Annotated in this window: 24 protein-coding genes; 10 read left to right on the top strand and 14 right to left on the bottom strand. The window is 64.9% G+C overall.

What is annotated here, in order from left to right; genetic code table 11:
* The first annotated feature begins 16 nt into the window (after nt 1-16).
* The 3 genes from ACZ0AV_RS05490 to ACZ0AV_RS05480 all read left to right on the top strand — a co-directional run bounded on the left by ACZ0AV_RS05490 (nt 17) and on the right by ACZ0AV_RS05480 (nt 2493).
* Nucleotides 17-298: a DUF2218 domain-containing protein gene (locus ACZ0AV_RS05490; RefSeq protein ID WP_499150101.1), complete on the top strand. Its 282-nt coding sequence runs from the start codon at nt 17-19 to the stop codon at nt 296-298.
* Nucleotides 299-376: 78 nt separating this feature from the next.
* Nucleotides 377-1297, top strand: coding sequence for a lipid A biosynthesis lauroyl acyltransferase (locus ACZ0AV_RS05485; RefSeq protein ID WP_499150100.1), 921 nt, complete (start codon nt 377-379; stop codon nt 1295-1297).
* A 23-nt stretch (nt 1298-1320) separates the two neighbouring features.
* A complete protein-coding gene (locus ACZ0AV_RS05480) occupies nt 1321-2493 on the top strand; it encodes a patatin-like phospholipase family protein (RefSeq protein ID WP_499150099.1) in 1173 nt (390 codons plus the stop codon).
* Between the two features lie 270 nt (nt 2494-2763).
* Here the strand turns inward: ACZ0AV_RS05480 and zapE are convergent, their stop codons facing one another.
* The 3 genes from zapE to ACZ0AV_RS05465 are packed head-to-tail and all read right to left on the bottom strand — an operon-like array spanning nt 2764 to nt 4456.
* Nucleotides 2764-3891 (bottom strand): cell division protein ZapE, encoded by a 1128-nt coding sequence (gene zapE / locus ACZ0AV_RS05475; RefSeq protein ID WP_499150098.1) that lies wholly within the window; start codon nt 3889-3891, stop codon nt 2764-2766.
* On the bottom strand, nt 3888-4085 hold the full coding sequence (locus tag ACZ0AV_RS05470) for a helix-turn-helix transcriptional regulator (protein ID WP_092364702.1): 198 nt from the start codon (nt 4083-4085) through the stop codon (nt 3888-3890). Before ACZ0AV_RS05470 ends, zapE begins: the two co-directional genes overlap by 4 nt.
* Nucleotides 4082-4456 (bottom strand): hypothetical protein, encoded by a 375-nt coding sequence (locus ACZ0AV_RS05465; protein ID WP_499150097.1) that lies wholly within the window; start codon nt 4454-4456, stop codon nt 4082-4084. Before ACZ0AV_RS05465 ends, ACZ0AV_RS05470 begins: the two co-directional genes overlap by 4 nt.
* Nucleotides 4457-4506: 50 nt before the next feature.
* Between ACZ0AV_RS05465 and ACZ0AV_RS05460 the strand changes: the two genes are divergently transcribed.
* Nucleotides 4507-5103, top strand: a complete 597-nt coding sequence (locus tag ACZ0AV_RS05460) for a GNAT family N-acetyltransferase (RefSeq protein WP_499150096.1) — start codon at nt 4507-4509, stop codon at nt 5101-5103.
* Nucleotides 5104-5133: 30 nt separating this feature from the next.
* Here the strand turns inward: ACZ0AV_RS05460 and ACZ0AV_RS05455 are convergent, their stop codons facing one another.
* A complete protein-coding gene (locus ACZ0AV_RS05455; RefSeq protein WP_499150095.1) occupies nt 5134-5685 on the bottom strand; it encodes a flavin reductase family protein in 552 nt (183 codons plus the stop codon).
* 151 nt (nt 5686-5836) lie between these two features.
* Here ACZ0AV_RS05455 and ACZ0AV_RS05450 point away from each other — a divergent pair, with 151 nt between their 5' ends.
* A complete protein-coding gene (locus ACZ0AV_RS05450; RefSeq protein WP_499150094.1) occupies nt 5837-6268 on the top strand; it encodes an acetyltransferase in 432 nt (143 codons plus the stop codon).
* On the opposite strand, the gene ACZ0AV_RS05445 is transcribed toward ACZ0AV_RS05450, so the two are convergent.
* Entirely contained in the window at nt 6265-7155 is an 891-nt protein-coding gene (locus ACZ0AV_RS05445) for a LysR family transcriptional regulator (RefSeq protein ID WP_499150093.1), read from the bottom strand. The two genes, ACZ0AV_RS05450 and ACZ0AV_RS05445, sit on opposite strands and share 4 nt — an antisense overlap.
* Nucleotides 7156-7321: 166 nt before the next feature.
* On the opposite strand from ACZ0AV_RS05445, the gene ACZ0AV_RS05440 reads away from it, so the two are divergent.
* Both ACZ0AV_RS05440 and ACZ0AV_RS05435 read left to right on the top strand, forming a co-directional pair.
* Nucleotides 7322-8530, top strand: coding sequence for an MFS transporter (locus tag ACZ0AV_RS05440; protein ID WP_499150092.1), 1209 nt, complete (start codon nt 7322-7324; stop codon nt 8528-8530).
* Nucleotides 8531-8605: 75 nt separating this feature from the next.
* Nucleotides 8606-9577, top strand: coding sequence for an aldo/keto reductase (locus ACZ0AV_RS05435; RefSeq protein WP_499150091.1), 972 nt, complete (start codon nt 8606-8608; stop codon nt 9575-9577).
* Nucleotide 9578: 1 nt separating this feature from the next.
* Here the strand turns inward: ACZ0AV_RS05435 and ACZ0AV_RS05430 are convergent, their stop codons facing one another.
* Nucleotides 9579-10097 carry an O-acetyl-ADP-ribose deacetylase gene (locus tag ACZ0AV_RS05430; protein WP_499150090.1) on the bottom strand — a complete coding sequence of 173 codons (519 nt, stop codon included), beginning with the start codon at nt 10095-10097 and terminating at the stop codon, nt 9579-9581.
* Nucleotides 10098-10412: 315 nt separating this feature from the next.
* Here ACZ0AV_RS05430 and ACZ0AV_RS05425 point away from each other — a divergent pair, with 315 nt between their 5' ends.
* Entirely contained in the window at nt 10413-11108 is a 696-nt protein-coding gene (locus ACZ0AV_RS05425; protein ID WP_499150089.1) for a GntR family transcriptional regulator, read from the top strand.
* Nucleotides 11109-11178: 70 nt separating this feature from the next.
* Here ACZ0AV_RS05425 and ACZ0AV_RS05420 read toward each other — a convergent pair whose 3' ends face one another.
* The 7 genes from ACZ0AV_RS05420 to ACZ0AV_RS05390 form a co-directional block, all read right to left on the bottom strand.
* Nucleotides 11179-12000 carry an ABC transporter ATP-binding protein gene (locus ACZ0AV_RS05420; protein WP_499150088.1) on the bottom strand — a complete coding sequence of 274 codons (822 nt, stop codon included), beginning with the start codon at nt 11998-12000 and terminating at the stop codon, nt 11179-11181.
* On the bottom strand, nt 11997-12689 hold the full coding sequence (locus ACZ0AV_RS05415) for an ABC transporter permease (protein WP_499150087.1): 693 nt from the start codon (nt 12687-12689) through the stop codon (nt 11997-11999). The genes ACZ0AV_RS05420 and ACZ0AV_RS05415 overlap by 4 nt, the downstream gene beginning before the upstream one ends.
* 11 nt (nt 12690-12700) lie before the next feature.
* Complete coding sequence (locus tag ACZ0AV_RS05410; RefSeq protein WP_499150086.1) at nt 12701-13723, bottom strand: ABC transporter substrate-binding protein; 1023 nt, start codon at nt 13721-13723, stop codon at nt 12701-12703.
* A 181-nt stretch (nt 13724-13904) separates the two neighbouring features.
* The gene (locus ACZ0AV_RS05405) at nt 13905-15122 is read right to left on the bottom strand and encodes an amidohydrolase family protein (protein WP_499150085.1); all 1218 of its coding nucleotides are present in this window, start codon (nt 15120-15122) and stop codon (nt 13905-13907) included.
* Nucleotides 15119-17614: a branched-chain amino acid ABC transporter ATP-binding protein/permease gene (locus ACZ0AV_RS05400; protein WP_499150084.1), complete on the bottom strand. Its 2496-nt coding sequence runs from the start codon at nt 17612-17614 to the stop codon at nt 15119-15121. Before ACZ0AV_RS05400 ends, ACZ0AV_RS05405 begins: the two co-directional genes overlap by 4 nt.
* Complete coding sequence (locus ACZ0AV_RS05395; protein ID WP_499150083.1) at nt 17611-18480, bottom strand: branched-chain amino acid ABC transporter permease; 870 nt, start codon at nt 18478-18480, stop codon at nt 17611-17613. The genes ACZ0AV_RS05400 and ACZ0AV_RS05395 overlap by 4 nt, the downstream gene beginning before the upstream one ends.
* A 46-nt stretch (nt 18481-18526) precedes the next feature.
* Entirely contained in the window at nt 18527-19711 is a 1185-nt protein-coding gene (locus tag ACZ0AV_RS05390) for an ABC transporter substrate-binding protein (protein ID WP_499150082.1), read from the bottom strand.
* 187 nt (nt 19712-19898) lie between these two features.
* Here ACZ0AV_RS05390 and ACZ0AV_RS05385 point away from each other — a divergent pair, with 187 nt between their 5' ends.
* Nucleotides 19899-20297 carry a nuclear transport factor 2 family protein gene (locus ACZ0AV_RS05385; RefSeq protein WP_499150081.1) on the top strand — a complete coding sequence of 133 codons (399 nt, stop codon included), beginning with the start codon at nt 19899-19901 and terminating at the stop codon, nt 20295-20297.
* Between the two features lie 250 nt (nt 20298-20547).
* The gene (gene pdxY / locus ACZ0AV_RS05380) at nt 20548-21426 is read left to right on the top strand and encodes a pyridoxal kinase PdxY (RefSeq protein ID WP_499153300.1); all 879 of its coding nucleotides are present in this window, start codon (nt 20548-20550) and stop codon (nt 21424-21426) included.
* A 295-nt stretch (nt 21427-21721) separates the two neighbouring features.
* Here pdxY and ACZ0AV_RS05375 read toward each other — a convergent pair whose 3' ends face one another.
* Nucleotides 21722-21976 (bottom strand): hypothetical protein, encoded by a 255-nt coding sequence (locus ACZ0AV_RS05375; RefSeq protein ID WP_499150080.1) that lies wholly within the window; start codon nt 21974-21976, stop codon nt 21722-21724.
* Nucleotides 21977-22104: the final 128 nt, after the last annotated feature.

The raw sequence follows: 22104 nt of genomic DNA, 5'->3' as shown, positions 1-22104 counted from the left end.
TCAGTCCGGAGTCCCCATGCCCGAATCCCGTGCAACCGTCAGCACCGAACACGCCGTGCGCTGCGTGACCCGTCTATGCCGGCACTGGAGCCACACGTTTCAAGTGAGCGTCGACGAGACCCGTGGCGAGATCTTCTTCGATCCGGCGCGTTGCATCCTGACGGTGATCGAAGGCGGCCTGCAAGTGCTTATCGAGGCACCCGATGAGGCGTCGCTGGATCAGTTGGAGCCGGTCGTGGCCGACCACATGCAGCGCATGGTCGCTGACCAGACCCTGCAGATCAGCTGGCAGCGTTGAGCCCGAGCGCATGGCATTCCCGAGCGAATGGCCGGTGCTGTTAGACTAAGCGGCTTTGAACGCCATCCAGGATCGTCAATGGATCGTCCCGTATTTCGTCGCGCCTTTCTTCACCCGCGCTTCTGGCCATTGTGGCTCGGCCTCGGCTTGCTGTGGCTGGTCGTGCAGTTGCCGTACCGCGTGCTGCTGCGCCTGGGCCGTGGTCTGGGTTGGCTGATGTATCACGTTGCCGGCTCGCGTCGGCGCATTGCCACGCGCAACCTGGAACTTTGTTTTCCGCACATGCCGGCCGCCAAGCGCGAGCAACTGCTGAAGGAAAATTTCGCCTCCACCGGCATCGCCTTCTTCGAGATGGCCATGAGTTGGTGGTGGCCGCGCGATAAGCTCGCACGGTTGGCGCACATCGAAGGGATCGAGCATCTTCAGCACGCTCAGGCCCAAGGGCAGGGCGTGATCCTCATGGCGATCCATTTCACCACCCTGGAAATCGGCGCCGCCTTGCTCGGCCAGGTGCACACCATCGACGGCATGTACCGCGAGCACCGTAACCCGGTGTTCGACTTCGTGCAGCGCCGTGGCCGTGAGCGCCACAACCTGGATGCCACCGCCATCGAGCGCGAGGACGTGCGCGCGATGATCAAGGTGCTGCGCAAAGGCCGGGCGATCTGGTACGCGCCCGACCAGGATTACGGCCCCAAGCAGAGCCTGTTCGCACCGCTGTTCGGCATTCAGGCGGCGACGGTTACCGCGACCACCAAGTTTGCCCGCCTGGGCCGCGCCATCGTGCTGCCGTTCACCCAGCAGCGCCTGGCTGACGGGCAGGGCTATCGGCTGACCATTCACCCGCCGCTCGACGGCTTCCCTGGCGAGACCGAGGAAGCCGATTGCCTGCGCGTCAACGGCTGGGTCGAACAGGCGATTGTCACCTGCCCGGCCCAGTATCTGTGGGCGCACCGCCGCTTCAAGACCCGCCCGCCTGGCGAGCCCAAGCTCTACTGACCCTTCGAACTGGAATCGACCTGATGACGCAGGATGCCGCTAGCCCCCCGGCCACCACTGGCCTCATCCTCTCTGGCGGTGGCGCCCGGGCGGCCTATCAGGTTGGCGTGCTGTCGGCGATTGCCGACCTGTTGCCCGAGTCGTCAGGCAATCCGTTTCCGGTGATCGTCGGCACCTCCGCCGGCGCCATCAACGCGGTCAGCCTGGCCTGTGGGGCGCTGCATTTTCGTGAGGCGGTGCACCGCCTCAGTGCCGTATGGCGCAGTTTCCATACCCATCAGGTGTACCGCAGCGACTGGCCGGGTGTGCTGCGTCAGGCCAGTCGTTTCATCGGCCACAGCATGCTTGGCCTTGGCAAACAGGTGCCGGTGGCGCTGCTCGACAGTTCGCCGCTGGCGCGCATGCTCGAACGCGAGCTGGATTTTTCCGGCATCGCCGCCGCCATCCGTCATCGCCAGTTGCGTGCGGTGGCGGTCACCGCCTTCGGGTATGAATCGGCCCAGGCAGTGACCTTCTATCAGGGCCGCGCGGCCATCGATCCCTGGTTCCGTCACCGCCGTGTCGGCGTGCCGACCCGGCTGGCGTTGCCGCATCTGCTGGCCAGTACCGCCATTCCGCTGATCTTCGAGCCGGTGAAGATCAACCGCGAGTATTTCGGTGACGGCGCGGTGCGGCAGATGGCGCCGATCAGCCCGGCGCTGCACCTGGGTGCCACGCGGGTGCTGGTGGTGGGCGTGAGCGGGAATCCGGTGGACGACAAGGCCGCCTCCGACGCGCCGGCACCACGGCCCGCCGGGCGCATGCCGAGCCTGGCGCAGATTGCCGGGCACATGCTCAACAGCACCTTCATCGATAACGTGGAGAGCGACATCGAACTGCTGGCGCGCCTCAACCAGCTGGGTCGGCTGGTTCCGGCCGAACAGCGCAGCCGCACCTACGGCCTGACGCCGGTGGAGGTGCTGGTGATTTCCCCCAGCCAGCCACTCGACGTGATCGCCGCCCGCCACCGTCGGGAAATGCCCGCCGCGTTGCGCCTGTTCCTGCGCGGCCCCGGCGCGACTCGTGACGGCGGTGGCGGGGTGCTGAGCTACCTGCTGTTCGAGCCGGGTTACTGCAGCGAGTTGATCGAACTGGGTTACCAGGACGCCATGGCCAAGAAGGCCGAGCTGGTGGCCTTTCTCGGGCTGGCGCCGTAGTTCGAGAAGTACCCGCACCGCAGCCACGCAGCCTGGGTTGAGCCTGCGCGGGTTGAGCCTGCGCTACCCAGGCGCGGATTCCCCGGGTGTCGCTTCGCTCGACCCAGGCTAGGTGTGCTTCCATTCCCCGTACGATCAGCCGAACTGCTGCAGTTGCATCTCCTGCAGCCACGTAGCCTGGGTTGAGCCTGCGATACCCGGGAGCGGATTTCCCGAGTGTCGCTTCGCTCGACCCAGGCTACGGTGTGTTTTTCGAGCTCGCGCTGGTCGTCAGCCGAAGCGCTGTAGCTGCATCTCCTGCAGGCGGCTCAAGGTACGGCGGAAGGCGAAGGACAGGTAGCCTTCGGTGTACAGCGCCTCCAGCGGTACGTCCGCTTCCAGATACAGCGGCACGCGGCGGTCGTAGCATTCGTCCACCAGGGCGATGAAGCGGCGCACCGCGTTGTCGTGGATCGACAGGGCGGGCAGCTGCCGGTCACCGGCGACTACGCGTTCGGCGGCGTCTTCGGTGCCGCGGGCGATCCTGGCGGGTCGCTGCTGGGCACTCAGTGCCGGCACGTCATCGAGCAGAATGGCCTTGAAGCGGTCGCACAGCGCAATGAAATCCTCGGCCGACAACGGCTGCACGCACAGCTGGGCGAAGCTGCAATGCAGCACGCTGCCGCTGTGGCGCCGCACGCCGATCAGCCGGTGATTGATGGCCAGCGCGTCGTTGCAGGCGCGTTCGCCAGTGCTCAGCGACTCAAATAGTGCGGGCAGGGCGCTGGGCTGGCCAGGCTCGCGTACCCAGTAGCGCTGGCACGCCTGGCCGGGATGCTGGCGGTGATCCTGGCTGCCGTCCACGACAACCACCTGCATGTGCTGCTGCAGCGCGGCGATAGCGGGCAGGAAGCGCTCGCGATTGTGGCCGCCAGCGTACAGCTGGTCCGGTGGCTGGTTGGAGGTGGCGACCAGCACCACGCCTTCGTCGAACAGCGAACGAAAGAGCCGGCCGAGCAGCACCGCATCGCCAATGTCGCTGACGAACAGTTCGTCGAAGCACAACACGCGGATCTCGCTGGCCAGCTCGCGTGCCAGCACGGTAAGCGGCTCGGCGGTGCCGCTCAACGCGAACAGGCGGCGGTGCACCCATTGCATGAAATGATGAAAGTGCTGCCGCCGCGCCGGTACCTGCAGCGACTCGTGGAAACTGTCCATCAGCCAGGTCTTGCCACGGCCGACCGGCCCCCACAGGTAGACGCCCAGGGCTGGCTGCCCGGGTGTTGCATGCAGCGCGTCGTGGCAAACCTGCAGCACCTGTGCGGCGCGTAGCTGCGCCTCATCGGCAACGAAGCCCTGATGCTCGACGGCATACTGATAACGCTGTAGGGGCGAACGTGGTAGTTCAGGCGCGCTCATTCTTCTGGCGCCTGGAACAGCGCTTCGATGCTCGATTCGAACAAGCGGGCAATCTTGAAGGCCAGCGGCAGGCTGGGATCGTAGCGCCCGGTCTCGATGGCGTTGATGGTCTGCCGCGAAACGCCCAGCTTCGCGCCGAGCTCGGCCTGTGACCAGCCGCGTTCAGTGCGCTGTTCGCGTACCTGGTTGATCACCGGTAACGCCTCCAGCTCACCCAGGAGCCCAACGCCCATAGCGAACCAAGTAGCGGCCAGACGAGAAACATCGACAGCCGCGGGAAACCGGCGGTTTCCAGAAAGCCATAGCTGAAGGTGATCAAGGCCGTGCCGACGAAGGCGACCGCCAAGCCTTCCAGATGAATCATTCTGGCCAGTTCATCGAGTTGCCGAACCTGGCGGATGACCACAGTGGCCACGGCGATCATGGGCAATACCGGCAGCAACGCCGAAACGGTGCGCACGATACCCTCCGGGACGTTGATGAGCAGCAGGGTGCTGATGATCACTGCGCTGACGTAGGCAACCATCGCCAGGGCAAAGTGGGCGAGAAAACGGTTATGGTGCATGGCGCACCCCCTTTATGGAAAGTATGCTTTACATTAAGAGAGCCTCTTTCATGAGTCAAGCTAGCTTTACATCGCATGGCGACACTGGCCTGCTTTCAGGCGGCATGGACAACGATGCCAGCAATGAACAGAGCATGCAGCTACGCAGGATTCGTATGGGCGACCTCGACGCCTTCCATGACCTGTTCGGTCAGGTGGCGGCCGAGGGGCTCTATTCGTCCCGTCCCTTCGCGCCGCCCAAGGCCGTGATCGCCCGTGCTCTGCAACGCGCGGACGAAGCCGGCTGGGCAGTGTTCGTGATCGAACAGGCCGGGCGCATCATCGCCACCGCCGAAGCTTACCCGGACAGCCACTGCCGACCGGAGGGCGATGCGCGTGTCGGCGTGCTCGGCATGCAGGTGCACGCCGACTGGCGGCGCCAGGGGTTGGGGCGGCGTCTGCTGGAAGCGGTGATCGGGTATTGCCGCGAGCAGGGCATGCACAGCATCGAGCTGAACGTGTTCAAGTCCAACCACGCCGCGCTGGCCCTGTATCAGCGACACGGTTTCGTCTGGGTCGAAGACCTGCCAGCCCGTCAGCTGCCGGCTGGGCACCGCGACCAACCGCAGCGCATGCGGCTGGTTCTGGGGGCGAGCCACGGCGTTTAGTGCGCGCCACATCTGCCAGCCATGCTGCGGCTACAGCTTCTCCGGCTTGAAGCGGCCGCGCCGGCTGATCGAGTCGCCGGCCACCATGAACTCGCCATCACCCTGGTAATGCACGGTCTTCGGCTGCCTGGGCGAAAGCGCCACGTGGGCCTTGACGATGTCCCAGATGAACAGCCCGTGGCGGTCGATCTGGCTGGCATCGGCCAGGCGGCATTCGAAGTTGGCGTAGCACTCGTCGATCAGGGGCGCGTCGACCTGTTCGGCCGGCTTTGCGGTCAGGCCGAAGCGCGTGAACTTGTCGACCTCGGCGCCACTGCAGTTGCCGATGTCGACCACCGTATCGATGATGTCCACGGTCGGCAGGTTGATCACGCAGGCTTCGCTGTTCCTGAGCATGTCGAAGCTGTGGTTGGCGTCCCAGATGTAGCAGGCCAGCGACTGATACCGAATCATCATGTGCCAGCCCATGGTCATGATGTTGTGCCGGCCTTGCCAACTGGTGCTCACCAGCACGATGGGGCCGGGTTCGAGGTAGCGGCGAACCGCATCCACGGGGTAATCCTGCTTCTGGTAGCGTTTCATCGACGCGGCTCCTGTGCTGACAGTGGTCTGTGAGCGGTGGACAGAAGCTCGCTGGCCGGCGTTCGAATGAATCGCCCAGTGGCCGGCTTGCGCAGGGGCTCGGTCACTCATTACGCTGCGCGGCGCACATTGCCTGCCAACGGAGCGCCTCATGCCCATTCGCCCACGCCACCCCGACGATAATCCGCGGCTGCTCGAAATCTGGCACCGCGCCGTGCTGGCGACGCACCATTTTCTGTCCGAGGCGGATGTCGATGCGCTGTACGGGCAGATGCGCGATCTGTATCTGGATGCCGTGGCCATCTCCGTCTACGTGGGTGAAAACGGACAGCTGGCAGGCTTTATCGGCCTCAACGAGCGGCACGTGGAGATGCTCTTCGTGGACCCCACGCAACATGGCCAGGGCATCGGCTCACGGTTGCTCGACGACGCCCGCGCGCGCCTTGGCGAGCTGACGGTGGACGTCAATGAGCAGAACCCGGCCGCCCATGGTTTTTACCGCCGCTATGGCTTTCACGATACCGGCCGCAGCGAAACGGACGGCCAGGGCCGGCCGTTTCCGTTGATTCACATGGCGCTCTAGGGCCTGGCGCCGAACAGCGAGGTGGTCATGTGATCGATGAACACGCGCAGCTTGGGCAGCGCGTATTTGCTGTTTGGCCAGAGCATCCAGAACGCGCCGCCGTGCTCCATGTGCTCGGTCAGCACGGGGCGTAAACGGCCGGCGGCGACATCCTCGGCAATCATGAAGTCTGGCAGGCAGGCGATGCCCAGCCCGGCGCGGGTGACCCGCAACAGGCTGTCGAGGGTGTTGCAGATCGCCCGCTGCCTGAGCGTACCTTGCAACTCCTGAGCGCCCAGCAGCGGCCAGAGGTCGAGCTTGCCGCTGGCGTGGAAGCGGTACATCAGGCAGGCGTGTTCGAGCAGGTCCGCCGGTTGCTGCGGCGTGCCGTGGCCGTGCAGGTACTCCGGGCTGGCCACCAGCCGCTGGGTGAAGGTGCCGAGTTGCCGTGCGGTGAGCCGCGAATCCTGCATGGGCCCGGTACGGATCACTGCATCGAAGCCTTCTTCGAAGACATCCACCATGCGGTTGGAGAGGTCGATATCCAGCTCGATCTGCGGATAGCGCTGCATGAAGTCGATCAGCACCGGCATCACCAGTTCACCGACCCGCGGCATGCTGATGCGCAGGCGCCCGCTGGGGCCGAGTGCGGCGCTGGTGAGTTCCAACTGCGCGGCTTCCAGCTCGCAGAGCACGCGCCGGCAGCGCTCGAGAAAGCGCTGGCCTTCGGCGGTGAGCGTCATGCTGCGGGTGCTGCGGTGCAGCAGCCGCACGCCGAGGCGCTGTTCCAGGCGGGCGATGCTTTTGCCCACCGCCGACGAGGAAATGCCCAGCAGGCGGCCGCTTTCCGTGAAGCTGAGGGTGTTGGCGACCTGCACGAACACGCCGATACCGCTGAGGTTGTCCATCCTGGATTCCATCGAGGCCCGGGGGCCGAGCGTGCCGATTGCGGACAGGAGCGTCCGGTAAGTTGCGAACCTTAGCCTGTTTTTCCCAAGCGCGCCGCTGCCTACGCTGCTCGCCTGGTCGATCGGCCGCATCGTGCGGCGTCGAGACCCACACAGGCGCTTACCAATGCACGCTGATGATCTTTCTCCCTGCGTCACGCAGGTGGTTCCCGACCGCGAACGGCTGCCCTTGAATGGGCTGCTGGTGCTGGCGGGTGCCGGTTTTGTCACCATCCTCACCGAGGCGCTGCCGGCCGGCTTGCTGCCGCAATTGAGCGCGGACCTGCGCGTCAGCCAGGCGATGGTCGGCCAGATGGTCACGCTCTACGCGCTGGGGTCACTCCTGGCGGCGATCCCACTGGTGATGTTGACCCGCAGCTGGCGGCGCCGACCGTTATTGCTGATCGCGATTGGCGGATTCGCCGTGGTGAATCTGGTCACCGCGCTGTCCAGCCACTACCCGCTGACACTGGCCGCCCGGTTTTTCGCCGGGGTGTTCGCCGGCCTGCTCTGGGCTCTGGTGGCGGGCTACGCGGCGCGCATGGTGGCGCCGCACCTGCAGGGCCGAGCGATTGCCGTGGCCATGGTCGGCACGCCACTGGCGCTGTCGCTCGGCATACCGGCGGGCACCTTCCTTGGCGGCGTGCTCGGCTGGCGCTACACCTTCGTGTTGATGAGCCTGCTGACCGTGATCCTGCTGGTGTGGGGCAGGTTGGCGTTGCCGGATTTCACCGGGCAGCGCAGCGGCGCTCCGCTGTCGATGGGCCGGGTGCTGCGCCTGCCTGGCGTACGCCCGGTGCTGTTGACCATCCTCACCTATGTGCTCGCCCATAACCTGTTCTACACCTACATCGCCGCGTTCCTGACGCCGCTTGGCATGGTTGCCGAGGTGGACCGCGTGCTGCTGGCGTTCGGGCTGGCGGCGTTGCTCGGTATCTGGCTGACCGGCCTGCTGATCGACCGCTGGCTGCGGCTGCTCAGCCTGCTGAGCGCCGGCGTTCTGGGGCTGGCTTGCACCGTGCTGGCCTTGTGCGGCGCTTCAGCCGTGTTGGTGTACGCCGGGGTGGCCGCCTGGGGGCTGGCTTTCGGGGGCGTGCCGGCGCTGCTGCAAACGGCCTTGATCCGTGCGGCCGGCGACGATGCGGATGTCGCCCAATCGATGTGCGTAACCGCCTGGAACATCGGCATCGCCGGCGGCGGCCTGTGCGGTGGGCTGTTGCTGGCACACGCCGGTGCCGGAGTGCTGCCCTGGGCCGCCGCGGTGCTGGGTGCGGTCGCCTTGCTGATCATTCTCAGCGCCCGCGAGCATGGCTTTGCGGGCACACCGGACCGCTGAGGGAATGGGCCGAACGAATCGCCGCCGTGGCCGGTCCCCATGCAGTGAGCCCATCATTTTTCATCAGGAGGCAGCATGCGCATCACTCTTCCGGCGCTTGGTTTCGGCGGCGCACCGCTCGGCAACATGTTCCACGCGGTCGATGAAGACCAGGCCCAGGCCACCCTGGCGGCGGCCTGGCAGGCCGGTATCCGCTATTACGACACCTCGCCGCACTACGGCGCCGGGCTGTCCGAGGCGCGCTTCGGGCAATTGCTGCGCGGCAAGCCACGCGACGAATTCCTGCTCAGCACCAAGGTCGGTCGCCTGCTGCAGCGAACCGACGCGCCGGAGAACGCCAAGCCGTTCGTCAATGAGCTCGCCAACCAGCGCATCATCGATTATTCGGCAGACGGCGCGCGGCGTTCCATCGAGGACAGTCTGGAACGCCTTGGTGTGGACCGCATCGACGTGGTGTTCATCCACGACGTATCCGAAGACCAGCACGGACCGAAATGGCGTGAGTATTTCGCCGAGGCCATGCAGGGCGCGGCGCCTGCGTTGACTCGCATGCGCGAGGAAGGGCTGATCGGCGGCTGGGGACTGGGCGTGAACCTGGTCGAGCCCTGTCGCCTGGCGCTCGAACAGGCTGACCCCGACGTGTTTCTGCTGGCCGGGCGCTACACCCTGCTCGATCATCGAGAGGCGCTGGATACCTTGTTTCCGCGTTGCGCCGAGCGGCAGGTCGGTATCGTCGTGGGCGGGCCGTTCAACTCCGGTGTGCTGGCCGGTGGCGAGCATTACGAGTACGACCGCGTACCCGATGCGGTTCGCCGGCAGACCGCGCGTCTACAGGCCGTGAGCGAGCGTTTCGGTGTCGACATTCGTGCTGCCGCCCTGCAGTTCTGCCTGGCCAATCCGGTGGTGCAGTCGGTGATACCCGGTAGCGCTTCGCCGCAACGGCCTGCCCAGTACCGTCAGCAGCTCGGTGAGGCGATTCCGGCTGCGTTCTGGGAAGCGCTGCGCGAGGAGGGCATCGTCCCAGGGGATGCTCCGTTGCCCGCTTGAGTCAGGTGTTCAACTCGGCCAGCGTGCGCTGGTACGCCGCCAGGTCGTTGGCCGAAAAGCAGCAGAACAGCACCTCGGTAATGCCCGGCAGGCTGGCTATTTCGGCCTGGACGGTGGCGACTGCGATCTGCGCCGCCAGAGCCAGCGGGTAGCCATAAATGCCGGTGCTGATACTGGGAAAGGCAAGGCTGCTCAGCCCGTTGTCCGCCGCCAGGCGCAGCGCGTTGCGGTAACAGGAAGCCAACAGCTGCGGTTCGCCCTGGCCACCCGAGCGCCACACCGGGCCCACCGTGTGAATGATGAAACGGGCCGGCAATCGGTAGCCGTGGGTCAGCTTCGCCTCACCGGTATCGCAGCCGCCGAGCCGCCGGCATTCCTCCAACAGCTCACGGCCAGCGGCGCGATGAATGGCACCGTCGACACCGCCGCCGCCAAGCAGCGAGGAATTGGCGGCGTTAACGATGGCATCAACGTCGAGCGTGGTGATATCGCCCTGCAGGGCAGAAAGGCGTGCTGGCATGTGCGGCTCCTTTTGGTGTGACGACATGGGGTCCGACAGGCTGTGCCGGACGAGGTTGCTGCAGGCTGATCGCCGGTGAAGGGTGCGTTAGCAGGCGCGCGCTGTATCGCTAGCAACCTGAGCGCTGAATGGGCTGAAGAATGCGCCAGTCGAGCTGCTGCTCGCCGAATGCTCAGGCCAAACCAGATGAGAGCTATCGCTAGCGCTTTCTGCTCTGTCCACGTATTTACCCGCCCCCTGTGCTGGCGGATAATGCACCGGTCAGCGTGAGCGGGGCGGGCCATCAGGGTTCGCCGGTATTGATCAGAGGGACAGATGGCCGCCAAGACCGTCACCAGCAAGCAAGCCGAAGTTCAGCGCATCGTCGATGTGCTGTTCAAGGCGATCGCCCAGCATCGCTTGCCGCCCGGAACGCGCCTGGTCGAAGCGCAGATCGTCGAGACCCTGCAGGCCAACCGCAACCACGTGCAGTCGGCGCTGCAGCGCCTGGCGTTGCAGCGCGTCGTCACCATCGAGCCGAACCGCGGCGCGATGGTCGCTCAGCCGAGCGCCAAGGAGGCGCGGGAAGTCTTCGCGGCACGGCGCGCCATCGAGCGGGCCATCGTCGAAAACATCACGCCGGCGATCATGCACAAGCAGCGTCAGCGAGTGGCCACGCACATGAGCAACGAGCGCAAGGCCACCAGCGCTACCGACCGCCGCGCCATCGTTCGTGAGCTGAGCGAGTTTCACCTGATGCTCGGCGAGATCAGCGGCAACTCGGTACTCAGTGAAATTCTTGCCAACCTGATGGTGCGCAGCTCGCTGATCGTCGCCCTCTACCAGCGCAACGATGTACCGTCCTGCGCCTCGGACGAGCATCAGCAAATCATCACTGCCCTGGAGAACGGCGACCATCAGCGGGCGGCTGCGGTGATGCTCGAGCACCTGGGCGAACTCGAAGACCAGCTGGACCTGGACGATCAGGCCGAGCCCGAGGTCAATCTGCGTCAGGCCCTGGCAGGGCTGTAACGCGGCACCTAGTGGATCTGCCATGAATGCGGCAGATCAGCTTCCTTGCCGTTGCGCGATGGGTTGCGACTCAAAGCGCCATCTCCCGCCTGAACACCTCAAGCGTATGGGCCTTGACCCGCACGAACACCGGGTGGCTCATGATCTCCGCGCTCCGTGGCCGGGGTAGATCGAACGCGACGATCTCGGCAATCTGGGTGGGGCGCCGGGTCAGCAGCAGGATCTCGTCGGCCAGAAATACCGCGTCTTCCAGGTCGTGAGACACGATCAGCATGGTGACGCCGGTGGCCAACTGCACTTCCTGCAGTTTGTCGCGGATGAACAAGGTCATCTCGAAATCCAGCGCGGAGAACGGTTCGTCGAGGAACATCACTTCCGGGCGCGGCGCCAGTGCCCGCATGATGCACACCGTCTGTTTCTGGCCGCCTGAAAGCTCGTACGGATAACGATTCAGATCGAAGCGGATGTCGAACATCTGCGTCAGCTCATCGACGCGTGCGTTCACATCGGCCTTGCTCATGCCCTGACGAACCAAGGGGTAGGCGATGTTGGCGCGGGCGCTCATCCACGGAAACAGCGCATCGCGGTAGTTCTGGAACACGTAGCCGATCTTGGTCTGGGCGAGCGTCTTGCCATCGAACAGAATCTCGCCCTTATCCATCGGCATCAGCCCGGCGATCATGTTCATCAGCGTCGACTTGCCGCAGCCGTTGGGCCCGAAGGTCGAGACGATCTTGCCGCGCGGCAGGTCGAGATCCAGGTCGGTGTACAGTGGCTGGCCGGCAAAGGCCTTGCTCAAGCCGCGAATGGTCACGTGGGTGTCGGTACGCGGTGCAGCACCGGGTAACTGTGGCTTGTCGAGGGCTGGGGCGACGGAAAGAGTTTGCGTCATGCCTGGCTACTCCAGTGAACGGTTTTTTTCTCGATCAGCAGGAACGCCAGGTTCAGCAGATAGCCCAGGGCGCCGGTGATCAGGATCGAGGCGTACATGTCTTTGATGTTGAATACCTGCTGGGCGATCGATACCCCGGTACGCAAGCCGACGAAGGTCTGTGCGAGGCTTTCCATCAGCAGGATGTCCTTGAAAATGTGCCAGCGGGAAATGCCCATGACCTTGGCGGCCATCAGCCGGGTTTTCTTGGCGTTCATCACGCCGTAGGCGCTGTTGAACAGAATCACCAGCACGGCGGCGAACGCGGCGATGGCGATCTTGTTCGCATCGCTGATGCCGAATATCAGCATGAACAGCGGGATCAACGCCGAGGAGGGTGTCGAGCGGAAGAAATCGATGAGGAACTCCAGGCTGCGATAGACCTTTTCGCTGCTACCCAGGATGACGCCCAAGGGCACGCCTACCGCGGCCGCGAAGGCGAACGCGGCCAGCGTTCGGTACAGCGTCGAGGCGATGTCGGTGCGCATGGACGGCTCGGCGAACGACTGGAACATGAAGCCCAGCGTTTCGAGCGGCGAGGGCAGCAGAACCGGATTCAGCCACTGCGCACTGACTGCCAGTTGCCACAACAGAAACAGCAACAGCGGGCCGATCAGCGGCAGCAGGCGCGAAGACCAGTGTGACGTCATGACGATTCTCCTCAGCCCTGATAGATCAGCGCAGCCACGTCGATCGGTTTGCTGAAGACTTTCCGCTCGGTGAACACGTCATAGAACTTCTGGAACCACTGCAGGTTGTCGCCTTGCAGGTCGGAATACATGACGAAGCCCGGCAACGGCACCTCGTTCACCAGATCGGATTCGATGCTGGTGTAGCCGACGATGTTCTTGCGGGCCTGCTCCGGGTGCGAGGCGATGAACGCCACCGCCTTCTGGTAGGCAGCGATATAGGCTTTGGTCTGTTGCGGCTTGCTCTCGATGAAGCTGCCGTTCAGTGCGGCTGCACCCCCGAACCAGGGCGCGTCGGCATTGCCGAGCACGTATTTGGAGATGACGCCGGTTTCCAGCGTGCGCGACAGGTTCTTCATGCGCCCCACGGTGCCGGTCGGCTCCAGGGTATAGACCCCGTCGATCTGGCCGGCCGCCAGCGCTGGCGCGTGCTGGCCGACTGGCAGTTCGATGACCGACGTATCGGTGAAGCCATTTTTTTCCAGGATGATCTTCGCCATCGTGACGTTCTGGATGCCCGGGCCACAGGCGATTTTCTTGCCGTGCAGATCGCTGATGCTCTGCGCAGTGCTGTTGAGCGGAACCAGAAACTCGTCCAGAACCAGTCGATGGTTCGACGGGTTGGAGCAGATGATCTTGAACAGCCCCGGCATGGTGATCGCCCCCAGACCGAGGGCGCCGGTCGCGGTACCGTTCGCACAGCCGTGGATTCGACCTGTGATCATGCCCTCGACGATTTGCTGGGGACTGGAGAACTTGACGCCTTTGACGTTCAGCCCCGCTTCCTTGAAAAAACCTTGTTCCAGGGCGACGTAGAGTGGCAAGCCGCCCACGATGGGCCAATAGCCGATACGGATTTCCTCGTCATCGGCGGCAAACGCGCCAGCGGGAAGCAGGCCGCCAAGGGTCATGGCGCTCCCCGTCACGGCCAGCCACTTCATCAACTGGCGACGATCCAGATTGAGCGGAAGGTTTTCAGGTTTGACGTCTTTCATCGGTTTTCCCTGTGTTCAGATTGGCAACGTGGCTTTTACATAGCTGCAAGCACGTGCCGTTCCAGATTTATAAATGTATGAAATTCAAGTGGTTACATGGTTATTTGACGAGTTCCTGGGGCGATATCTGCGCAGCATCGATCAACAGGCTCCAGGTTGGCGCGTGCGGTGATGTGGGCTGTCACGGCCTCAGCAGGCGTGCCTGCGCGCGTTCGAAGGTCTTGCGGCCGGCCTTGTAGCCCATCAGCGGCCGGCTGATCTCGGCTACCACGGCGGCCGGTGAGGGCGCATCGAAGACGATGAAGTCGGCGCGGCAGCCGGGCGTCAGGCCGTAGTCGGGCAGGCGCAACAGGCGTGCCGACTCACTCGACACCCAGCTCAGGCAACGCAGCAATTCGGCCTCGGTAGCCAGTTGGCTGACGTTGGCGAACAGGTTGGCCTGGCGCACCAGCGAGGCGTCGCCGTAGGGGGTGAAGGGGTTGCCGATGTTGTTGGTGGACAGCGAACAGGTCACGCCACAGGCGTGCAGGTGCTGCAACGGCGCCAGGCCCCGAGGCCGGTTGTGGAAATGCTCGCGGCCGGTGAGAAACAGGTCGGTACTCGGCAGGCAGGTGACCTGCACGCCGGCCTCGGCCAGCGATTCGGCAACCGCCAGCAGGGTGTCCCTGGGCAGTGCCGACAGCTTGGTCACGTGGCCGATGGTCACCCGGCCAGCCCAGCCGTGCTGATGGGTGCAGCGGATCACCTCGCCGATGGTCATGCCCTCGGGGTTCAGGTCGAAATCCAGGTGGAAGTCCAGATCACGGTCGAACTCCACCGCCAGCTCGAACAACCGGCGAATCTGCGCGCCGGGGTCGGCATCGGTATAGGGGCAGCCGCCAAGCACCTCGGCGCCCATGGCCAATGCCTCGCATAGCAGGCTTTCGGTGCCGGGGTTGTTGAGCAGGCCCTCCTGGGGAAACACGCAGATTTCCAGGCTGATGGCCCAGGCGTAATCCGCCTGCAGGCGACGCACCGCGTTGAAGCCGATCAGGCCGATCTGCGGGTCGATCTCGACGTGGGTGCGCATGTGCGTGGTGCCCTGGGCGATGGCCTTGTCCAGCACCTGGGCGCCGCGCTGGTAGACGTCCGCTTCGGTGAAGTCGGCTTTGGCCGAGCGGGTCTGGGCGATGGCCTCGGCCAGGGTGCCTTCGCTGAGCTGGCAGCGCTGCATGATGCAGGCCTTGTCCAGATGGATATGGGTCTCCACCAGGCCGGGCAGCAGCAGCTTGCCATTCAGGTCGAGGGTCTTGGCGGCGGCACTTGGCGCGCTGACGAAGTGGCCGTCCTCCACGTACAGGGTCTGCAGCGCCTGGGTGTCAGCGCCGAGACGGGCGTTGATGATGGTCAGCGCACTCATGCTGCCGCTCCTTCGCCGAGGTAAGCCGCTTCCAGTTCCGGGTCGCCACGCAACGCTTCGGCACTGCCGGATTTGACGATGCGCCCGGTCTCCAGCACATAGGCACGGTCGGCCACCTGCAGGGCGAGGTTGGCCATCTGGTCGACCAGCAACAAGGTCACGCCTTCGTCGCGCAGGGCCGCCAGGGCGTCATACAGCTCGCCGATCATGGCTGGCGACAGGCCCAGGGAAGGCTCGTCGAGCAGCAGGATCTTCGGCTTGGCCATCAGCCCGCGGCCCACCGCCACCATCTGCTGTTCGCCGCCCGAGAGCAGGCCTGCAGGGCTGTCGATACGGTCGCGCAGGCGTGGGAAGCGGCGCAGGATGGCTTCTATTTCCGCGTCGGCATCGAAGGCCTCCTTGCGTGAGTAACCGCCGAGCAGCAGGTTGTCACGCACGCTGAGCTGGCCGAACATCTGACGGCCCTCCGGTACCAGGGCAAGGCCCCGGGCGGCGATGGTGCTGGCATCGGCGTGTTCGATGCTTTCGTTGTCGAGCAGGATGCTGCCGCCACTGGCTTTGTGCAGCCCGGCCAGGCACTGCAGGATGCTCGACTTGCCGGCGCCGTTGGCGCCCAGAATGGCGATCAGCTCGCCAGGGTTGACCACGATGTTGACCTTGTCGACCACCGGCGCAGCGCCGTAGTCGATGACCAGATCCTTGATGAACAGACGCGCATCACGCGAACCATCCCAGGCTTCGGCCCGCGGTGTGGCCTGGTAGCTGGTGCCGCCCAGATAGGCGGCGATGACGCGCTCGTCCTTGCGCACTTCATCCGGTAGGCCCCAGGCGATGGGCTTGCCGGCGTCGAGTACCAACAGGCGCTCGGACACGGCCATCACCAGCCCCATGTCGTGCTCGACCAGGATCACCGCGATGCCGAACCCGGCCAGGGTCCTGAACAGGCCCGCCAGGCGGTCGGTGTCGCTGCGGCTGAGGCCGGCCGCCGGCTCGTCGAGCAGCAGCACGCGCGGGCAGGTGGCCAGGGCGCGGGCGATTTCCACCAGGCGCCGATCCACGTGGGCCAGACCCTCGGCCGGGGTGTGCACCGAGCCCTGGTAACCGACCAGCGTCAGCAATTGCAGGGCGAGCTGGCGCCGGGTATCGCTGGCGCAACTGAAGGGCAGGCCGAGGCGCCCCTGCTGCATGGCCACCAGCAGGTTTTCCAGCACCGACAGCTCACCGAACAGTTGGGTGGTCTGGTAGGTCCGGGCAATGCCGGCGCGGGCGATCTTCCAGGCAGGTAGCCCCGCCAGTGGGCGGCCCAGGTCGATGCTGCCGCTGTCCGGTGCGTAGAAGCCGCTGATCATGTTCAGCACCGTGGTCTTGCCCGCGCCATTGGGGCCGATGATGCTGGTGATGCTGCCCGGTGGTGCCTGCAGGCTGACGTTCTGCGCCGCCTGGACGCCGCCGAAGCGAATGCCGATGTCCTTGACCTGCAAACCCTCGTGGGCGGTGCCGTTCTGTTGGAAGAACGCGCTCAGCTGCGCCTGATCGAAGGCCGCCGGGGCGCTCTGGTGAGCTGGCCGCAGCCACAGGCTGGCCAGAGTGCCGAGCAGCCCCCGTGGTGCAGCCCAGAGCACGCTGAGCAGCAGCACCGAGAAAATCAGCAGACGGTATTCAGCGAAATCCGAGAGCATTTCCGGCAGCAGCACGATCAACAAAGCGCCGAGCAGCGGGCCGAACAGCGTGCCGCTGCCACCGACGATCACCGCCAGCACGAACAGGATCGATTGCGAGAAGGGGAAAGAGGCCGGGTTGATGAACATCATCAGCGGCGCCACCAGCGAACCGGCCAGGCCGGTGAGCAGCGCGGACAGAGCGAAGGCCAGGGTCTTGGTCTGCACCGGGTTGAAACCGAGCGAGCGGGCGGCGATCTCGGTGGATTTCACCGCGCGCATGGCCATGCCCCAGCCGCTGTGGCGCAGGCGCTGGAACAGGGCCAGGGCGGCGACCATCAGGCCGGTGGCGATCAGCGCCATGCTCACGCTCGGATCGAGGTCGCCGATCTCCGGCATGGGAATGCCCATCAGGCCGTTGGCCCCACCGGTCAGCGAGCGCCACTCGATCAGGCCGTGGTGCACCACCAGGGCGAAGGCGATGGTGATCATCGCCAGATAAGGGCCGCTGACGCGCAATGCGGGAATGGCCAGCAGTGCACCGATGACGCCGCAAACCAGGCCGGCGGCGATCATCGCCAGGCCGAGGGGCAGGCCGGCCATGGTCAGCAGCGCCGACACATAGGCGCCGATGGCGTAGAAGGCGATGTGGCCGAAGGAAATCTGCCCGCTCAGGCCGATGAGGATATTCAGGCCCACGCCAACCACCACGGCCAGCGCGCAGAAGGTGAAGACCAGCAGCGAGTAGCTGTCGAGCAGCAGCGTGGCCGCGATGCAGCCCAGCGTCAGCAGGGCGAGGGAAACGGGGGCGAACAGCGAATTCTTCAGGGTCATACTTTCACCAGGGTCTTGCTGCCGAACAGGCCATTGGGGCGCAGCGCCAGGGCCAGAATGACCAGGGCGAAGGTGAACAACTGGGTGAAGGCCGAACCGAAATAGATGGTCACCAGCGCCTCGACCAGACCGAACAGCAGGCCGGCGGCGAATACCCCGCCAGCGCTGGCGATACCGCCGAGAATCGCGACGGCGAAGGCCTTGAGGCCGAACAACATGCCCATCTCGGCATTCACGCTGAACAGTGGGGCGATCAACAGACCGGCAATCGCGGCGAACACCGTCGACACGGCAAAGGCCACGGCCACCACGCGATTGACGCGGATGCCCATGAGCATCGCCGCCTTGGGGTTCTGCACGCAGGCCTCCAGCACCTTGCCCAGGCGGGTGTAGCGACGCACCACGAACAGCGCCAGGGCGATGCCGCCACCTACCAGCGGAATCAGCAACTGCAGCACGCCGACGTTGTTGCCGAACAGCTCCAGGTGCTGGTTGGCCAGGGCCGACGTGAACTGCCGAGGCTCCTTGCCGAAGGTGAACAGCGCCAGGTTGTCGACCAGGATGCCGGCTGCCACCGTCGCCATCAGCCAGGCTTCCGAGCCGCGTGAATGGAAGGGGCGCACCAGAAAGCGCTCGATGATCAGCCCGTACAGGGCACACAGCGTCAGGGTCGCCGGAACCGCCAGCCACAACGGCCAGCCCCAGGTGATGTACAAGCTGTAGCCGAGTACGGCGCCAACCATCATGGCGCTGCCCTGGGCGAAATTGACCGTACGCGAAACCACGTAGGTGATATGGAAACCCAGAGCGAGCAGGGCATACATGCTGCCCAGCCCAAGCCCGGTGATGATGGCGGCGGTGATCATGGCAAGAGTCCTCAGGGCAGACCGTCTGGGCTGCCGTGTACGGGCTTCAGGGGGCGAGCGGGACGATGCGGCCGTCGACGAAGTGGGTGAAGACGTAATCGTCCGGGCCCAGTGCGTCGTGCTTGGTGGGGGTGAAGGGCTGGGTGTAGTCCTTGATCAGACCCTGGTAGCTGTCGATCGCATAGAAGCCATCGCGCACCTTGGTGCCCTGGGTGTCGCCGGCCTTCTCGATGGCGGCGGCGGCCAGGTGCATGGCGTCGTAGGCGTTGGCGATTCCCACTGCGGGAGTCACGTCGGCCAGGCTCTTGATCTCCGGGAAGCGCTGCTTGAGGGCAGCCAGCACGCTGTCGCCCTTGGTGCTGTTGTTCTCGGTGAACACATAGGTCTGGATGAAGTGCACGCGGCTGGCGTTAGGGCCGGCCAGCTCGCTGAAGCGGCCGCCTGCCGGGCCCCAGTGGGAAACCACCGGCACATCCCAGCCCATGCGATCGAGGGACTTGACCACCTGGGCCGACGGGCCGACGTTGCCGACCATCAGCAGGGTGTCGGTGCCGGCATTCTTCAGGCGGGTGAGCTGCGGCACCACGTCGAGGTCGCTGTCTTCGATGCGCTCGATGCCGGCGTAGTCCATGCCACGTTTGGCCAGGGCAGCCTTGAAGCCGATTTCATTGGATTCGCCCCAGGGATTGTTGATCAGGATCATCCCCGGCTTCTTCATGCCCTTCTTGATGCCGTACTCGACCAGCGCTTCGTCGACCAGCTCATCCACGGCCGATACGCGGAACACGTAATTGTCCTTGGCGCCGTTCTCGGTGATCTTGGTACCGGCGGCCCAGATGCCCATGAACGGCACCTTCAGCTGGTTGGCCAGCGGCACGATGGCCAGCGACACCGGGGTGTCGAGGCCCCCGAACAACACGGTGACTTTCTCGCGCTGCGCCAGCTCACGAGCGGCGAGCATGCCTTTGGCCGGATTGCTTTCATCGTCGCGGCGAATCAGTTGCACCGGGCGGCCGAGAATGCCGCCGTTGGCATTGATCTCGTCGATGGCCACCGTGAGCCCGCGGGTAAGTGCCTCGCCGGACTTGGCTGACTGCCCGGACAGAGCCGCAACCAGGCCGACCTTGATCGGCTCTGCAGCCTGGGCCGGGGTGCCGAGCACCAGGCCGACTGTGGCAACGGCCGCTGCGCAAGGTAGCAGGCGGCGTAGAGGGGATAGCAGTTTGCGCATGACTATTCTCCTGATTGCTAGCATTTGCATATAATTTGCTAGCAAGCCTGGTGCCACAATGCGCAGCCCGGTCAATCCGCGGATTGCAAGGAGTACCCGTGCGACGCATGCACGAATAGCGTGCATGTCGCACCAGATGCAGGCACGGCTCGAACCGTACCTCGATCAATGACAGTTGGAGACACCCATGAGTGAAATGAATCAGGCTGTACGGATTGTTAGCGATTTTCTGGCAGCTTCCATGGCACCGGACCCGGTCAAGGCAGCTACCTACATGAGTGATGATGTGCGCATCACCTTCACCGGCGGACGCCACATGCCCACGCCACAGGACATCACTGCCTTCAATGGCGCGCGCTACGCCTGGGTGAAGAAAGCTCTCGGCCAGTTCGACTGGACCGAGCGTGATGACCACACGGTGGTGTATTCCAATGGCACGCTGTACGGCGAGTGGCCAGACGGCCGCAGCTTTTCCGGTAACCGCTACCTGGACCGTTTCGAAGTCCGCAACGGCAAGATCACCCGCATGGATGTCTGGAACGACAGCGCCGAGTGGCTGCTGAGCCCGGAAATCGCCAAAGCCTGAGCGCCTGTTCGAGATCTTTCAGCATTCCGCCCGTGGGAACGGGCCATGCCCGTGATTTCGCGCGCATGGCGCGCTCCCGCAAACCTGGGCAAGTGCAGGCCATCGTGCGAGCCCGCTGCGGCCGGCAGCGGTCTGCCGGGTGCAGCGCCGGCGCGTGGCCGAGGACGCCATCGCGCTTCGACCATGGTATCCGGCATGGGAAATGGCGAATAATGTCCTGACCGCCCACGACAAGAATCCATCGCCCCCCATGAGCGCTACCACACCACCCCTGGTTCTCTCCATCCAGTCCCACGTGGCCCTTGGTCACGTCGGCAACGACGCCGCCGTGTTCCCGTTGCAGCGGCTGGGCTTCGAAGTGTTGCCGGTACACACGGTGCAGTTCTCCAACCACACCGGCTACGGCCAGTTTCGCGGCCAGGTGTTCGATGCCGAGCACATCCGCGAGGTACTCGCCGGCCTGCGCGACCGCGGCGTGCTGTCACGGGTTTCGGCGGTGCTCTCCGGCTACCTGGGTGACGCGGCGATTGGTGCGGTGATCCTCGAAGCGGTGGACGAGATTCGCCGCGACAACCCGGGCGTGCGCTACCTCTGCGATCCGGTTATGGGCGATGTCGGGCGCGGGGTATTCGTCAACGCGGCGATCCCGGATTTTCTGCGCAACCTGGCGATTCCCTGTGCCAACATCATCACCCCCAACCAGTTCGAGTTCGAGCTGCTGACCGGCAGCAAGCTCGACAGCGTCGACGAAGCCGTGCGCACCGCGCGGCACTTGCGTGGCCGCGGGCCGGACGTGGTGGTCATCACCAGCCTGGCCACACCAGACATTTGCGCCGATCAACTGTGCACCCTGGCCGTCAACGGCGAGGGCGCCTGGCTGGTCAGCACGCCGCGCCTGGCATTGCACCCGCTGCCCAACGGCATGGGTGACGTGTTCTCGGCGACGCTGCTGGCCCGCCTGCTGTCTGGCCATGCCTTGCCACAGGCGCTGGAGCTGGCCACCGCGACGCTGTATGCCCTGGTGCAGAAGACCGCCGAAGGCTCTCGCGATCTGCCGCTGGTGGTTGCCCAGGAGCAGATCGTCGAGCCGCAGCAGCGTTATGCCGCAACAGAAGTGATAGTCAAATGAAACGCCACCTGGCGAGCATGGCCGGCTTGCTGCTGGCCGTGGAGCGGCCACTGCCTGTGAGCTCGACACCGCGGCGCGGTGCGCGATGCCACCCACGGTAACCGTTTGATCCCCGGCGCAGGTCAGGTCAGATGAGCGCTGCGTGAACCTCGCCCACCTGAGCGAGGCGGACCGCAAGGTCCGCGACGACCGATTCGTCTAGCTGGCGGGTGAGCACATCGGCGAAAACCCCGTGATGTTCGCCGCCCCTGCGAGGGCGGCGCATCCGCATCGACTGACCGGGTAGCCTGGCCCTTCAGCAGGGGTAGGGGCTTTCGCTTGTCAGTTCTTCGCCGCTCTCGGCATCCCTGATGATCACGGTTGCGCCGGGGTGGGCGGTGCACAGCGCATTGCGCACGTTGTAGATACCGGTGCCCTTGGCGACCAGGCTCATGCCTGGGTCCAGTGGCGCGCCGTTCGCGTCGTACAGGGATAGTTCATAGACGCCGAACAGCGTCACGCAGCCCGTGAGAAGGGCAACGGCAGGCAGCCAATAGAGAGGGTGCTTCACGGTTTCTTCCTTGAGTGAGCCTTGTGGTGGACTGGCGAGAGCGCTGGCGCGACGCCGCGGCGAACCTTGCGCTTGGTCGATCACGCGTTGGATGGCGCCGGTCAGTCTGAACAGCGGATCGTGCTGGC

This window comes from Pseudomonas sp. AC532, from assembly GCF_979258965.1.
Note: the sequence above shows the minus strand (reverse complement) of the source record. Positions and strands in the feature narration are given on the sequence as shown.

Coding starts and splice junctions, on each gene's coding strand:
- ACZ0AV_RS05490 (WP_499150101.1), top strand. CDS start 17: ATGCCCGAATCCCGTGCAACCGTCAGCACCGAACACGCCGTGCGCTGC.
- ACZ0AV_RS05485 (WP_499150100.1), top strand. CDS start 377: ATGGATCGTCCCGTATTTCGTCGCGCCTTTCTTCACCCGCGCTTCTGG.
- ACZ0AV_RS05480 (WP_499150099.1), top strand. CDS start 1,321: ATGACGCAGGATGCCGCTAGCCCCCCGGCCACCACTGGCCTCATCCTC.
- zapE (WP_499150098.1), bottom strand. CDS start 3,891: ATGAGCGCGCCTGAACTACCACGTTCGCCCCTACAGCGTTATCAGTAT.
- ACZ0AV_RS05465 (WP_499150097.1), bottom strand. CDS start 4,456: ATGCACCATAACCGTTTTCTCGCCCACTTTGCCCTGGCGATGGTTGCC.
- ACZ0AV_RS05460 (WP_499150096.1), top strand. CDS start 4,507: ATGAGTCAAGCTAGCTTTACATCGCATGGCGACACTGGCCTGCTTTCA.
- ACZ0AV_RS05455 (WP_499150095.1), bottom strand. CDS start 5,685: ATGAAACGCTACCAGAAGCAGGATTACCCCGTGGATGCGGTTCGCCGC.
- ACZ0AV_RS05450 (WP_499150094.1), top strand. CDS start 5,837: ATGCCCATTCGCCCACGCCACCCCGACGATAATCCGCGGCTGCTCGAA.
- ACZ0AV_RS05445 (WP_499150093.1), bottom strand. CDS start 7,155: ATGGACAACCTCAGCGGTATCGGCGTGTTCGTGCAGGTCGCCAACACC.
- ACZ0AV_RS05440 (WP_499150092.1), top strand. CDS start 7,322: ATGCACGCTGATGATCTTTCTCCCTGCGTCACGCAGGTGGTTCCCGAC.
- ACZ0AV_RS05435 (WP_499150091.1), top strand. CDS start 8,606: ATGCGCATCACTCTTCCGGCGCTTGGTTTCGGCGGCGCACCGCTCGGC.
- ACZ0AV_RS05430 (WP_499150090.1), bottom strand. CDS start 10,097: ATGCCAGCACGCCTTTCTGCCCTGCAGGGCGATATCACCACGCTCGAC.
- ACZ0AV_RS05425 (WP_499150089.1), top strand. CDS start 10,413: ATGGCCGCCAAGACCGTCACCAGCAAGCAAGCCGAAGTTCAGCGCATC.
- ACZ0AV_RS05420 (WP_499150088.1), bottom strand. CDS start 12,000: ATGACGCAAACTCTTTCCGTCGCCCCAGCCCTCGACAAGCCACAGTTA.
- ACZ0AV_RS05415 (WP_499150087.1), bottom strand. CDS start 12,689: ATGACGTCACACTGGTCTTCGCGCCTGCTGCCGCTGATCGGCCCGCTG.
- ACZ0AV_RS05410 (WP_499150086.1), bottom strand. CDS start 13,723: ATGAAAGACGTCAAACCTGAAAACCTTCCGCTCAATCTGGATCGTCGC.
- ACZ0AV_RS05405 (WP_499150085.1), bottom strand. CDS start 15,122: ATGAGTGCGCTGACCATCATCAACGCCCGTCTCGGCGCTGACACCCAG.
- ACZ0AV_RS05400 (WP_499150084.1), bottom strand. CDS start 17,614: ATGACCCTGAAGAATTCGCTGTTCGCCCCCGTTTCCCTCGCCCTGCTG.
- ACZ0AV_RS05395 (WP_499150083.1), bottom strand. CDS start 18,480: ATGATCACCGCCGCCATCATCACCGGGCTTGGGCTGGGCAGCATGTAT.
- ACZ0AV_RS05390 (WP_499150082.1), bottom strand. CDS start 19,711: ATGCGCAAACTGCTATCCCCTCTACGCCGCCTGCTACCTTGCGCAGCG.
- ACZ0AV_RS05385 (WP_499150081.1), top strand. CDS start 19,899: ATGAGTGAAATGAATCAGGCTGTACGGATTGTTAGCGATTTTCTGGCA.
- pdxY (WP_499153300.1), top strand. CDS start 20,548: ATGAGCGCTACCACACCACCCCTGGTTCTCTCCATCCAGTCCCACGTG.